Annotated in this window: 13 protein-coding genes; 9 read left to right on the top strand and 4 right to left on the bottom strand. The window is 44.8% G+C overall.

Annotation, left to right across the window (positions count from 1 at the left end; all coding sequences use genetic code 11):
• Positions 1-786 precede the first annotated feature (786 nt).
• Positions 787-2244 (top strand): Gfo/Idh/MocA family protein, encoded by a 1458-nt coding sequence (locus tag KIH41_RS15405; RefSeq protein ID WP_214162952.1) that lies wholly within the window; start codon positions 787-789, stop codon positions 2242-2244.
• Positions 2245-2380: 136 nt separating this feature from the next.
• Here the strand turns inward: KIH41_RS15405 and KIH41_RS15410 are convergent, their stop codons facing one another.
• On the bottom strand, positions 2381-3427 hold the full coding sequence (locus KIH41_RS15410) for a DUF748 domain-containing protein (RefSeq protein WP_213945523.1): 1047 nt from the start codon (positions 3425-3427) through the stop codon (positions 2381-2383).
• A gap of 59 nt (positions 3428-3486) precedes the next feature.
• Complete coding sequence (locus KIH41_RS15415) at positions 3487-3867, bottom strand: DUF983 domain-containing protein (RefSeq protein WP_213945524.1); 381 nt, start codon at positions 3865-3867, stop codon at positions 3487-3489.
• Between the two features lie 682 nt (positions 3868-4549).
• Here KIH41_RS15415 and KIH41_RS15420 point away from each other — a divergent pair.
• The 4 genes from KIH41_RS15420 (at position 4550) to KIH41_RS15435 (ending at position 7260) form a co-directional block, all read left to right on the top strand.
• Positions 4550-4927 (top strand): hypothetical protein, encoded by a 378-nt coding sequence (locus KIH41_RS15420; protein ID WP_214162953.1) that lies wholly within the window; start codon positions 4550-4552, stop codon positions 4925-4927.
• A gap of 90 nt (positions 4928-5017) precedes the next feature.
• On the top strand, positions 5018-5422 hold the full coding sequence (locus KIH41_RS15425; protein ID WP_214162954.1) for a hypothetical protein: 405 nt from the start codon (positions 5018-5020) through the stop codon (positions 5420-5422).
• Positions 5423-5487: 65 nt separating this feature from the next.
• Positions 5488-5865 carry a hypothetical protein gene (locus tag KIH41_RS18160; protein WP_246539171.1) on the top strand — a complete coding sequence of 126 codons (378 nt, stop codon included), beginning with the start codon at positions 5488-5490 and terminating at the stop codon, positions 5863-5865.
• Between the two features lie 150 nt (positions 5866-6015).
• Positions 6016-7260, top strand: coding sequence for a hypothetical protein (locus tag KIH41_RS15435; protein ID WP_214162955.1), 1245 nt, complete (start codon positions 6016-6018; stop codon positions 7258-7260).
• A gap of 251 nt (positions 7261-7511) precedes the next feature.
• Here the strand turns inward: KIH41_RS15435 and KIH41_RS15440 are convergent, their stop codons facing one another.
• Complete coding sequence (locus KIH41_RS15440) at positions 7512-7715, bottom strand: hypothetical protein (RefSeq protein ID WP_213945526.1); 204 nt, start codon at positions 7713-7715, stop codon at positions 7512-7514.
• Between the two features lie 86 nt (positions 7716-7801).
• Positions 7802-8311 (bottom strand): DUF4920 domain-containing protein, encoded by a 510-nt coding sequence (locus KIH41_RS15445; protein WP_213945527.1) that lies wholly within the window; start codon positions 8309-8311, stop codon positions 7802-7804.
• A gap of 201 nt (positions 8312-8512) precedes the next feature.
• Between KIH41_RS15445 and serA the strand changes: the two genes are divergently transcribed.
• The 4 genes from serA (at position 8513) to KIH41_RS15465 (ending at position 13270) form a co-directional block, all read left to right on the top strand.
• On the top strand, positions 8513-10405 hold the full coding sequence (gene serA, locus KIH41_RS15450) for a phosphoglycerate dehydrogenase (protein ID WP_214162956.1): 1893 nt from the start codon (positions 8513-8515) through the stop codon (positions 10403-10405).
• An 899-nt stretch (positions 10406-11304) separates the two neighbouring features.
• Positions 11305-12228, top strand: a complete 924-nt coding sequence (locus tag KIH41_RS15455; RefSeq protein WP_214162957.1) for a universal stress protein — start codon at positions 11305-11307, stop codon at positions 12226-12228.
• A gap of 86 nt (positions 12229-12314) precedes the next feature.
• A complete protein-coding gene (locus KIH41_RS15460) occupies positions 12315-12863 on the top strand; it encodes an RNA polymerase sigma factor (protein ID WP_214162958.1) in 549 nt (182 codons plus the stop codon).
• A gap of 35 nt (positions 12864-12898) precedes the next feature.
• The gene (locus tag KIH41_RS15465) at positions 12899-13270 is read left to right on the top strand and encodes a hypothetical protein (RefSeq protein ID WP_214162959.1); all 372 of its coding nucleotides are present in this window, start codon (positions 12899-12901) and stop codon (positions 13268-13270) included.
• Positions 13271-13275: the final 5 nt, after the last annotated feature.

Here is a 13275-nt window from a genome sequence, read left to right on the forward strand (position 1 = left end):
TGATGAGTGATGAATGGTGAATGATGAATGTTGAATGAGGAATGTTGAATGATGAATGATGAATGATGAATGATGAATGGTGAATGATGAATGGTGAATGATGAAGAATTATTCTCGTTACACTGATGCCCCATCCGAGGAGCGGAGCTACCAGGGAGGGTCGCGGGAGTAAGGACGGTAATTATTAAAAAGCCTTCAAATTATACCGTATAGCATCACATAACACTGTCCTGCGGTTTACTTGGTACCTGGTACCTAGTACTTGGTACCACTCGTAAGTACGAAGTTAGAAGGTCTGGCGGGGCAGCCACGGGAGGGAATGATGACTGATGAATGGTGAATGATGAAGAATTATTCTCGTTACACTGATGCCCCATCCGAGGAGCGGAGCTACCAGGGAGGGTCGCGGGAGTAAGGACGGTACTTATTAAAAAGCCTTCAAATTCTACCGTCTAGCATCACATAACACTGTCCTGCGGTTTACTTGGTACCTGGTACCTAGTACTTGGTACCAATCGTAAGTACGAAGTTAGAAGGTATGGCGGGGCAGCCACGGGAGGGAATGATGAATGTTGAATGTTGAATGAGGAATGTTGAATGAGGAATGAGGAATGTTGAATGATGAATGAATATACTTACGGATCAGTCAAGAGCCTTTCGAACCAAGACAAAACCACTCAACATTTTGGTCTTCCATTTTCACTAGATTGAAAGGAAAGTAGATACATTTTTTCTAAATTGGTGTTTAAGCAATTTTGCGAGCCAACTTAACACCAACCTTTTTAGATGAAAAAAGATCAATCACCTAAGCAAAATAATTCAAGAAGAGACTTTCTCAAATCATCGGCCCTAGCTGTGGCAGGATTTTATTTGGTTCCTAGGCATGTGCTTGGCGGGCCAGGGTATACCGCTCCCAGTGACATGCTTAATGTGGCAGGCATCGGCGTGGGCGGTATGGGTTACAACGATGTGACCGGCGTTTACAAAAGTGGAAAGGCAAATATCGCCTACCTGTGTGATGTGGATGACAGAAGGGCGGCCAAAGCCCGTCAGGAACATCCAAAGGCAAAATATTATAAGGATTATCGTGAGATGTTGGAAAAGGAACATGGCAATATAGATGCCGTGATCATTTCAACACCCGATCATAACCATGCCGTGCAGGCCATGGCTGCCATGCAGCTAGGAAAACACGTGTATGTGCAGAAACCACTAACTCATGACATCTATGAGGCACGAAAACTTACCGAAGCTGCCGAAGAATACAAGGTGGTGACCCAAATGGGTAACCAGGGTTCCTCCGGAGAGGGCGTGCGGCAAATGATGGAGTGGTACAATGCCGGTATAATTGGGGAAGCCCATACGGTACGCTGCTGGACGGACCGGCCCGTGTGGCCTCAGGGCATTCCTTGGCCACAGGAAAGCAAGCCCGTGCCGGATGAGTTGGATTGGGATCTATGGTTAGGCACCGCCCCGTATCGTGAGTATGTGGATGGACTTGTGCCCTTCAACTGGCGGGGCTGGTGGGATTATGGAACAGGGGCGCTTGGTGACATGGCCTGCCATATCATGGAGTCCCCCTTCCGCGTACTGAATTTAGGTTACCCGACTGAAGCGGAATGCTCTGTAGGTTCAGTGTACGTGGATGAATTTAAGAGGGGGTATTTCCCTGACAGCTGCCCGCCCTCTTCACATGTTACTTTAAACTTTAAAGGAGAAAAGGGCCAGGACATCCAATTCCACTGGATGGATGGAGGTATTCAGCCAACTAGACCGGAAGAGTTGGAGCCAAATGAAACCATGGGTGACGGTGGCAACGGGGTGATCATCGAAGGTACCAAAGGTAAAATGATGGCTTCCACTTATGGCCGAGATCCTAGATTACTCCCTACCTCCCGCACGGATGAGGTAAATGTTCCTAAAACCGTTGCGAGAGTGGAAGATGGAGAAGCTGGCCACTACAAACAATGGGTAAATGCCTGTATAGCTGGTCATGGAAGTGAAGAATTTAACAACCTCAGCTCACCATTCTCTATTGCCGGTCCTCTGACAGAATCAGTATTGATGGGCAATTTGGCAATTAGGAGCTATGATATACGTAAGCCTGCAGGTCAAGAAGGTCGATATAATTATCCAGGAAGACACATCAAGCTGCTTTGGGATGGTGACAACATGAAGGTAACCAATTTTGATGATGCCAATCAGTTTGTCAAAAGAGAGTACCGTGAGGGATGGAGTTTGTAAGTTATATACGTGAGGGGCGCAGGGGTGAGGAAGAAGTAAGCACCACTGCGCCTTATCTCTCAGTAATCTTTGCGCTTCTTTGAGCACTTTGCGGTTAAATTCAAGCTACAGTAGACTTTGCGGTGAGTTCTCCTAGTTACTCTCCGAATTCAAGTTCGTGGTCTAGGTCTTTTTGGAAGGCTTCGATGAAGGCGTTGCGGAAGACGTTGAAGATGGTGGGGATGAGTTTGGTATCTGTGCCCGTAGTGTCACCTTCGAAGGGAATCCTGGTGGCAACCTGCTCCTCTTCCGGATTTTCAAAGAGCCCGAATGCCGCCCCTACAATTCCTTCCCAGGCTCTCCTCCAAAAGGACTGGTCTTCTTCCCTTTGGTCGGATATTTTCACATTTGAAAAAATGGGTTTAGTGTAACCCTCAAAAACCCCATCCTTCATCACGATTTCCGTACCCACATACATTTGTCCTTCGCTAAAAGTAAACTTGGCATATGCCTCGGTAAAATCATTCAGGGCAGTCAGATCCACTCCTTCCAGTTCTATATTTGCATCCATATCCGGATGGGCTTTTAAGATATTAAGATCAATGTTGCCGGTGAGAACCCCTCCCCCATTGGTGGTGCCGGTGATAGATACAGAGGAAGGTAAGGCTTTATCCGTTTCCTGTAGGTTGCCCAGATTGGTCGCTTGGATATCCATGGCTTGAATGAAAACATCCACTTTGGGACTCGCTGTGGGATCGAGGTAGTGTATTTCACCGTTTTCCACCGTAAAGGTGTTGATTCTAAAGGGAACCAAATCATCCAAAACTTTTCCCAAATCTGCCTCATCCCCATCATCCACTTCCTGACCGTCATAAACATAATTGAGCACAGGATTGATCAGCCCCACATCGCCGACAATCTCCCCACGAAACAAGGAGCTCCACTCCAGGGAAATATCAATGGTGGAAACGGCAAAGAAGGGAATGTCTTCCGGGGTTTGCTTATCGGTAAATATATAAAGAGAGTCAACCTGATATGCACCTCTGTAGAGTTGGATACTTACATCATTGACTCTACCGTGCATTCCTTCTAGATTTCCTAGGGCTCGATTTACTTGACGTAGGGCAATAGGCTCCAAGGCAAAATGAAGAAGTAAAAAAATGAACAAAATGATGCTTAAAGGGATCCAATATCTTTTTTTCATAAGAAAGGTTTAAAGTAAAAAATACTCCTTTCCTTTAGGCGTCAAATCTTATACCATTGTCAACTTTGGTTTGGGTTGTACTTCAATTTGCCCAATCCATAGAGATAGAGCACTTTACTGTAGCGCTGCATGAAAGGCAGCAATATCACATTGGCCACCACTACCGTTACAATATATACCCACAAATCGGGGTCGTTGAAGAAAATATTGAGGATAATCATCACGTTGACAAATAAGGCAACCGAGAAAGCGTAGCTTATATAGAGGGCACCGTAATAGAAATCCGGCTCAGGGTGTAAGTTTGCTCCACAATGATCGCAATGGTGCCTCACCTCGGAAAGTTTGCGGAAACTGTAAACAGGTACATTGAACATATTGCCAGTCCGGCATTTGGGGCATTTGGCGTGCAACATGGCGTTGCCAAGTGAATTCTGAGACATATAATACGGGTGTAAATACTCGGATATAAAGATAAGTCAATCCGGCTGTATTCCCGAGGGAAGAGGGAGAAAAGGTTTACCGCTTCGGGGAAAGAAAAGGGACGCCCGCCACGGCGGGCAGGCGGAGTTTCACGGGAAGGAATAGGGAAGACGGGAGACGGAGATGAAACAATAAAAAACCACAGAGGACCAGAGGTACAGACAAAAAAAAACTTGGCGCTCTTTGCGAGTCCTTGGCGGCCTTTGCGTGAATCTTTGGGTCGGGAGACCGAATACGGTAGAAAGGAAAAGCAAAAACCTCAGAGGACCAGAGGTACAGACAAAAAAAAACTTGGCGCTCTTTGCGATTCCTTGGCGGCCTTTGCGTGAAATTTTGGGACGGGAGACCGAAGACGGAAGACAGGACAAGCAAAAACCACAGAGGATCGGAGGCACAGACAAAAAACTTGGCGATCTTTGATTCCTGGGCGGCCTTTGCGTGAAATTTTGGGACGGGAGCCCGAAGACGTAAGACAGGAAAAGCAAAAACCACAGAGGATCGGAGGCACAGACAAAAAACTTGGCGATCTTTGATTCCTGGGCGGCCTTTGCGTGAAATTTTGGGACGGGAGACCGAAGACGGAAGACAGGAAAAGCAAAAACCACAGAGGATCGGAGGCACAGAAAAAAAACTTGGCGATCTTTGATTCCTTGGCGGCCTTTGCGTGAAACTTTGGGACGGGAGACCGTAGACGGAAGAAAGGAAAAGCAAAAACCACAGAGGACCAGAGGTACAGACAAAAAAAACTTGGCGCTCTTTGCGATTCCTTGGCGGCCTTTGCGTGAAATTTTGGGACGGGAGACCGAAGACGGAAGACAGGAAAAGCAAAAACCACAGAGGACCAGAGGTACAGACAAAAAAAACTTGGCGCTCTTTGCGATTCCTTGGCGGCCTTTGCGTGAAATTTTGGGACGGGAGACCGAAGACGGAAGACAGGAAAAGCAAAAACCACAGAGGACCAGAGGTACAGACAAAAAAAAACTTTGCGATCTTTGCAATTCCTTGGCGGCCTTTGCGTGAAACTTTGGGACGGGAGACTGAAGACGGAAGAAAGGAAAAGCAAAAACCACAGAGGACCAGAGGTACAGACAAAAAAAAACTTGGCGATCTGTGCAATTCCTTGGCGGCCTTTGCGTGAAACTTTGGGACGGGAGACTGAAGACGGAAGAAAGGAAAAGCAAAAACCACAGAGGACCAGAGGTACAGACAAAAAAAAACTTGGCGATCTGTGCAATTCCTTGGCGGCCTTTGCGTGAAACTTTGGGACGGGAGACCGAAGACGGAAGAAAGGAAAAGCAAAAACCACAGAGAATCGGAGGTACAGAGAAAAAAAACTTTGCGCTCTTTGCGATTCCTTGGCGGCCTTTGCGTGAAACTTTGGGACGGGAGACTGAAGACGGAAGAAAGGAAAAGCAAAAACCACAGAGAATCGGAGGTACAGAGAAAATAAACATTGCGCTCTTTGCGATTCCTTGGCGGCCTTTGCGTGAAACTTTGGGACGGGAGACCGGATGAAAATTTAATGATTCTCTAATTGGCATGATTATTTACGAATAAGAACAAATGATTACTTTTGCAGTATGATTAGGAAGGTGAAGGCAGGTATTTGGTACAAGGTGTTGACCTATATGTTATTGGTCAACTTTGTGAACCTGTCTGCCAATTTTTATCATGCCTCGGAACATGATTCTTCGCTTTTGCAATCTCAGGATCCCATTGACTCCCTTGCCGAGTTGATGCTGGAGTACGTTTTTGACATGGATGATGAGACCATTCCTGATACGGAGGTCCCCCACGAAAAACGCAAAATAGCTGATATCAAATTGCTTTATACCGCAGAGTTGATCGCTTTTGACCAATTTCTGCCCATCGTCAAATCCCCAAAAGCCACCCCTTATCAAAACAATTATAAGGATTGGGCAAATGACATCAATTCTCCACCACCCAAACAGGGCTGATTTTTTCCATTCCAAGTAAATCAATTCTTAAAAATTAAGGGCCAATAGATGCAGCCCTTGAAAACTCCATGCCTATGATTTAGGTTATAGGCCATTCTTTCTATTCCAATGGAAATTAAAAGTATCGCACTTAGCTTAATGTTTGGGCTAATGGCAATTTGTGCATATGCCCAAGATGGCAGGGAAACCAGAAAAGTAATCGACACCCTGACCTATGAAACGCAATCCGGTCTGCCCATTGCAGCCTCAAAGATTTATTTCACCGATTCAAAATTTACCATTTCCGGATACGGAGAGTCCAATTTCATCAACTATTTGGGTCCCAAAAACACCCAAAGTGAAGATTTGGAGCTTTACATGACCAACATGCAGCGTTTTGTGGCCTATGCTGCCTACAAACCGAAGAAATGGCTGGTCCTGTATGCTGAAATATTTGCCGAATACATGATGGATGGGGGAAGAGAGAGGAAGTTTGAGTTTATGCCCGAAATCTTCGCCGACTTCCTTATCAGCCCCAAGTTCAACCTTCGATTGGGGACTCATCAGGCCACAATAGGTTATCTCAACAATAGCGATGAACCTGTCATGTTCTATACCGTAAACAGGCCTGAAGTGGAAAGAATAATCATTCCCTCCACCTGGATAGATCTGGGAATCATGACTTATGGTAGAATTAACAACGATCTGAAGTGGTCTGCCTCGATTTATCAGGGTCTTGACCCTACCCTACTCAATGGAGCCACCTGGATCAGAAGAGGGCGTGATGAGGCGTTGAGGTTCAATTTTAATGGCTACACATTTAATCCAAGCCTTAAATACACAGGCCTGAAAGACACCGAACTGGCCGTCAATGGAATTCTTGCCAGTATGAGCCAAGACGGCATCAGATCCAACACACATATCCTGAGCTCATACGTTCGCCATAACTATGGCAATTGGTCTTTCATGGCTTTGGGGGCTATTGGTGGCACTGATAATACTCAAGGGCTGTTTGAACTTACACAAGCCTATTCACCGGACAATACCGGACAGGTGTTGGGCAGAAATGTATATGGATATTATGCTGAAGTAGGTTATGATATTCTTCCATTTTTGGGAGTAAATAAAAGTAAGGCAAGGGATAAAAATTCCTTTCTGATTAAGCCCAGCGAGCTAAAACTCCCCATATTCGTGCGTTATGAGCGACTGGATACCCATGCTCAGATCAGCCCTGAGCTGATGGGTCAACCCTTCTTCCAAAGTGACCTTACCACCATTACGGTTGGGGCAAATTTCAATCCGAGAAGAAATGTGGTAATAAAGACAAATTATCAATTCCGAAATAACCGGAGTGCTTTGGCGGATGGGGTATTTGAGGGAGATAGGTTTGAATTTGGATTAGGGTTTATTTTTTAGGAGACGGAAGACCGAAGACGGAAGACAGTGTAAATGGGCCACAAAGGCCACCAAGTTTTCACGAAGTTTCACAAAGGCCACTTCGCGGAGAAAAATTTAAAAGTTTGAGAAAAAAGTGTCAAGTAAATTTAGGACGTGACACAGGAAAAGCAAAAACCACAGAGGACCAGAGGTACAGAGAGAATTAATGAAGAATTTTTCTCTGGGCGCTCTGGTCCTCTGTGGTTTATTAAGGTTGCTATAGGAGAATTCTACCTGACTTCATCGAGGTCGTAGTCTTTGCCTTTGCCCCAGCGGAGCAGTTCTTCCAGTTCGTAGATTTCCAGGGTATCCAGGTCTTTGACCTTGAAGTTTTCCCCGCTCAAGCGGGACATGACTTGCAGGTTTCGGATTTCACCCATATTTTGAAAGCGGTACACCCTGCCTACTCTTAAGTTATCCAGTGCCAACGGCATATGTATTCTTTTAATTAATTTACAAAACTCAATTCTCCTTGTCACAGGATTAACCTAACAGTAGCATACAAAAAAGGTTTGCTTTCTTAGCTTGCTATGGCACTTTTTAGCAATACACCGTCAGCTTCAAAAGTAAATTCCTCTTTTGGGCCTTGAATAGCCTCCACTTCCTCTGCAGACTTGCCTGCATCTTCGGCGTAGTGTCTCAATGTTTCTTTGCTTGTGGTGGTCTTGGTAGCACGGCCCTCCAAGACGGCCAAATGGCCCTTAGAATCGGTGGGTACAAAGAACCCATAATCCTTGAAAGTTACCCGCATTAGTTCTCCATTTGGAAGTTCGATGCTCAACCAGCAGCCTTTGGATTTGCAGACTTCCTTGATCTCCCCTACCACTTTACCCTCAAAACTGCCTGACTCATTCAGAGCAGCAAACATGGTTTGGACGTTGGCAACATTTTCATCGGCAACGGTCTCCCCATAATTGCCAACAATTCCAGGGGTTTCCTCGGTTGTGGCATCGGAGTTGACGCTGCTACCAGTGTCACAGGCAGAAAGAAGTAATCCTCCGGCCAGGCAAAAAGTAATGATTTGTTTCATGATTTTTTTTGGTTGTATGCTACAAATTTATGGAAAAACATGGAAGATGGAACGAAGATTTAAAAAACCGCAGAATCGCGGAGGGCACAGAGACCAAATTGGATTAAAAAGCATCAAAAAAATATAAATTAACCAGCATGCTTATGATTTAATTGAATAATAATTAATTTCACGTTATAATCTTTAACAATTTCACAAATAATGCCGAATAACAAAAAGTTCATCATAGATTTTGACAGCACGTTTACCCAAGTTGAAGCTCTGGATATTTTGGGGGAAATAAGTTTGGAAAACCACCCTGAACGAGATGATAGACTGGAAAAAATCAAGGAGGTAACCGATTTGGGAATGGAGGGCAGGTTGACCCTGCGTGAAAGTATAGAGCAGCGGATTTCCATTCTAGAGGCCAATCGAGGGCAAATTGATGAGCTGGTTAAGGCATTGAAGAAAAAGGTCAGCAAGTCATTTGACCGGAATCAGGAATTTTTTGCTGAAAATGCAGAAGATATTTTTATTATTTCCAACGGTTTTAAGGACTTCATTGTGCCGGTGGTGACAAGTTTTGGCCTGAAAGAAGAAAATGTGTTTGCCAATGAGTTTGTCTATGATGAAAAAGGCAATATCATAGATTTTAACAGGGACAACATCCTTTCCCAAAACAATGGGAAGGCAGCTACTATTAAGAAACTGGAGCTCACCGGAGATATTTTTGTGATCGGTGATGGCTATACGGATTACGAAATCAAGGCCGCGGGGCTGGCCAACAGATTTTATGCATTTACTGAAAACGTGGACCGTCCGTCCGTTACGGCCATGGCAGACCATATTGCCCCGAGTTTGGATGAAATTCTTTATGTGAACAAAATGAACAAGAAATACAGCTATCCCAAAAGCCGCATAAATGTGCTTCTTCTGGAGAACGTGCACCCCGTAGGCATAGAAATGTTGCAGCACGAGGGCTATAACGTAGAAACCTATTCATCTGCGATGAGTGAGGATGAACTGGCGGAAAAGATCCAGAATGTTTCCATTCTTGGCATCAGGTCAAAGACAAATGTGACCTCCAAGGTATTGGAAAATGCCAACCGGCTGATGGCCATTGGGGCCTTTTGCATTGGCACCAACCAGATTGACCTGGATACTTGCCAAGAGAAGGGAATCGCCGTTTTCAACGCGCCTTTTAGCAACACCCGCTCGGTAGTGGAGCTGGCCATTGCAGAGATTATCTTTCTTATGCGCAACATCAGTGACAAATCCCGCCTCATGCATGAGGGCAAATGGGATAAGTCTGCCAATGGAAGCTTTGAAATCAGAGGCAAAAAACTGGGCATCATCGGCTATGGAAACATTGGCGCCCAATTATCGGTTTTGGCCGAAAACCTGGGTCTGGATGTCTATTATTATGATGTCATTGAGAAACTTGCCTTGAGCAATGCCACCAAACTCAACAGCCTGGACGAACTGCTCAAGGTGGCAGATATAGTAACCCTGCATGTGGACGGAAGACCGGAAAACAAGAATTTGATCGGGGAAAGAGAATTTGACCTCATGAAAGGGGGAGCGGTATTTTTGAACCTCAGCCGGGGCCATGTGGTAGATGTGAAAGCCTTGAAAAAGGCAGTAGAAAGCGGCAAAGTAAGAGGCACGGCAGTGGATGTATTTCCGCAGGAACCGAAAAACAATGAGGAGCCCTTTGAATCTGATTTGAAAGGTCTGCCCAATACCATCCTGACTCCCCACATTGGTGGCAGTACCTTGGAGGCCCAGCAGAATATTGCCCAATTTGTACCCAATAAAATCATTGATTACATCAATACAGGTAACACGTTTAACAGCGTGAATTTCCCTAATATTCAATTGCCGTTTTTGAAGGATGCGCACAGGTTGATCCACATCCACCAGAATGCCCCAGGGGTTTTGGCCAAGATCAACCAAACCCTGGCAAATTATGAAATCAACATCGTGGGTCAATATTTAAAGACCAATGAAAAGATCGGGTACGTGATCACGGATATCAATAAGAAGTATTCCAATGAGGTGATTGAGGCATTGAAGAAAATTGAGGGAACGATTAGGTTTAGAGTTCTTTATTGAAATACAGCCCACGATGCGGAAGGAAATGGTCACAGAGTTTAAAAAGAGTTAAGCACTGAGATTTCACAGAGTCCCTTCATCGCGAAGACAATTGGTCACTAAGCCGCATGTAGTTCCACGACGCGGAAGGAAATGGGTCACGGGGTTTCGCAGAGTTCCCACTTCGCGGAGGCGCAATGGGTACGAAGGGAAAATGGTCACGAAGGATCACTAAGTTATAAAGAAGTCGCACAAAGTGGGTAAGTCGCTGGGAATGGCTACTAACCAACCTCTGATGGTGAAGTATCTTGGTACTTGGTACCTGGTACTTTGTACCAAAAAAAAAATAGAGTTCGGGCCTTAGAGTGTTACAAACCTCTTTTATAGACAAGATTTGAGCTGCCCAGATTTCGCAACCTTCCACTGTTATCCTGCTTCCGAGGAAACGAGGTTCCGAACCGATAAATCGGTGCGGAATGAGGCCTGGTTTTGAAAAGAGGCTTCACCCGGTATTTTGTTAAATTGTGAAGTTTGAACATGTCGGCGACCCGAACTCCTTACAAATATACAAATAAGAATTGCCTTTGTTTAGTTCCTCCTCCAAATCTATTTTTGCCTGAAAGCTATAAACCCGCTTATATTTTTCAGGCAGCTATTAAGGTAAATTATATAGGCTAAAGAAGGGCATTGAGAAAACATAATATCAAAATGGGCCAGCAGTGAATATTTTTGTTAAAATTGGCAAAAGGAAAGTGAGGAGCGTGTTTAAAATTATGGATGAGGAATGATGGATTGTGATAAGAAAGTTTTAACTCGAAGGAGGTAGAAAATATACAAGAACCAAAAGAATAAATGACATAAAAGCCTAGGGTTATGAATAGATGTTTATTTTTGCAATCCAATCCCATTTTATTTAGGAAATGTATCAGATTAAAAAATTGATTGTTTGCCTTGATCAGTCCCCTCTGGATGAGACCCTGGTCAAGTTTGCCTCTTTTGTAGCCTCGATCAACCGTACGGAGAAGGTTTATTTTATCAATGTGATCCGTAACCTCAACATTCCTAAGGAGGTATTGAAGGAATTTCCTAACCTTATTGACAACATGGTGGCTGAGCGAAAATCGCAGATGAAGGATGTGGTGGATGAGCATTTTGACCATGATCTGCCTGCAGATATCGCTTTGGTGGTCAAAGAAGGGCAGCTATCAAAAAAAATACTGAAACTGGCGCATGAGAAATCTGCCGACATGATCATAGTGGGAAGAAAGGTACAATTGCCTGGAACCAGTGTGGTCACCCAAAGATTGGCTAGAAGGGCTAGCTGCTCGCTTCTTATTGTGCCTGAGGGCAGCGTGCCCAAAGTGGATCGTATCCTAGTGCCCAGTGACTTTTCGGACTACTCCAAAGACGCCATGGAGGAAGCAGTTCTCATAGCCGAGAAAAACGGCGGGGATGTGGAGGTATTCTGTCAAAACGTATTTACCGTGCCCTCGGGTTATCATTTCACGGGTAAAAGCTATCAGGAATTTACCCAGATCATGCATAACCATGCTGAGGTGAATTACAAAAAATTTATCAGGAAAATAGACACCAAGGGGATCAAAATCACACCTCTATACACCAAAGATGAGGATGAGGATCCGGTGGAAGACATATTGCAAATGGCCTTGGATCTCAAAGTGGATGGGATAATCATAGGTGCCAAAGGCAGGACCGCCGCCACGGCTTTGTTTATTGGAAGTTTGGCCGAAAGGCTGATCCAGCTCAACGACAAGCTGCCCTTGATGGTCACTAGACCAAAAGGAAAAAATGCCGGATTGTTAGACTACATCCTTGAAATCTAAAACATTACAGCCTGGCAGGTCTCCCTGTTAGGTTTTTTTTCGTGTTTCGATTAAACCCTTCTCCCCTTCCGCTGTCTAAAGATTCAATGGTTGGCACAACAGATCAAGAGCTTTTAGAATTAATCCAAAACCCTTTTACCAAAGAGAGAGGTTATCGCATGCTTGTTGAAACCTATCAAAGAAGGGTGTACGGGATAATTCGAAAAATGGTAATTGTGCATGAAGATGCCGATGATTTGACGCAAAACACCTTTATAAAGGCCTTTAAGAACTTGGATAAGTTTCAGGGAAATTCAAGTTTATTCACCTGGCTGTATAGGATAGCCACTAATGAAAGCTTGAATTTCTTGGAGAAGAAGAAAAAACGTTTTTTCTTTTCCATTGAGGACCACCATCAGGTGATGAACACCTACTTGGAAAGCTCCCCCGATATTTCTGGCAGCGAGGTGGAAAAGAAACTGCAAAAGTCCCTGCTTGGCCTGCCTGAGAAGCAGCGGTTGGTTTTCAACCTGAAGTATTTTGAGGACATGAGCTATGAGGAAATGTCGCAAGTTACCGACACTTCTGTAGGTGCCTTAAAGGCCAGCTATCACCATGCGGTAAAAAAAATTGAACAAGATTTGACAACGGAATAAACCTTTGGCCCAAAGCCCTGTCTAACCAATTGAATATGAAAAACTTTCCCAAAAACGATATCTTCAAGACTCCGGACGGATATTTCGACCGGTTGCCGGATGAGATCATGGCCAAGCGCAATCAGAAAGGCAAGCAAGTCTACCTGAAGGCCCTTGTGGGTGTAGCCGCGGCATTGATCATAGGTTTTACCGTGGTGTTTACCCTATTCCGCACTGAGGAACCCGCATTTACCGCCACAGCCGAAATGGATAAGGAAATCGAACTCCTGATCAACAGCGACTATTGGCAAGCAGAAGACATTCTCCTGCTCAGCGACCATCCGGATGACATTTTGGACAACCTGATAGCCATGGAGTGGGACGACTACTATTTGATGGACGAAATGGACGAGGATTGGTGGTATTAATTTGA

The organism is Litoribacter ruber (assembly GCF_018500185.1).
GTDB lineage: Bacteria > Bacteroidota > Bacteroidia > Cytophagales > Cyclobacteriaceae > Litoribacter > Litoribacter ruber.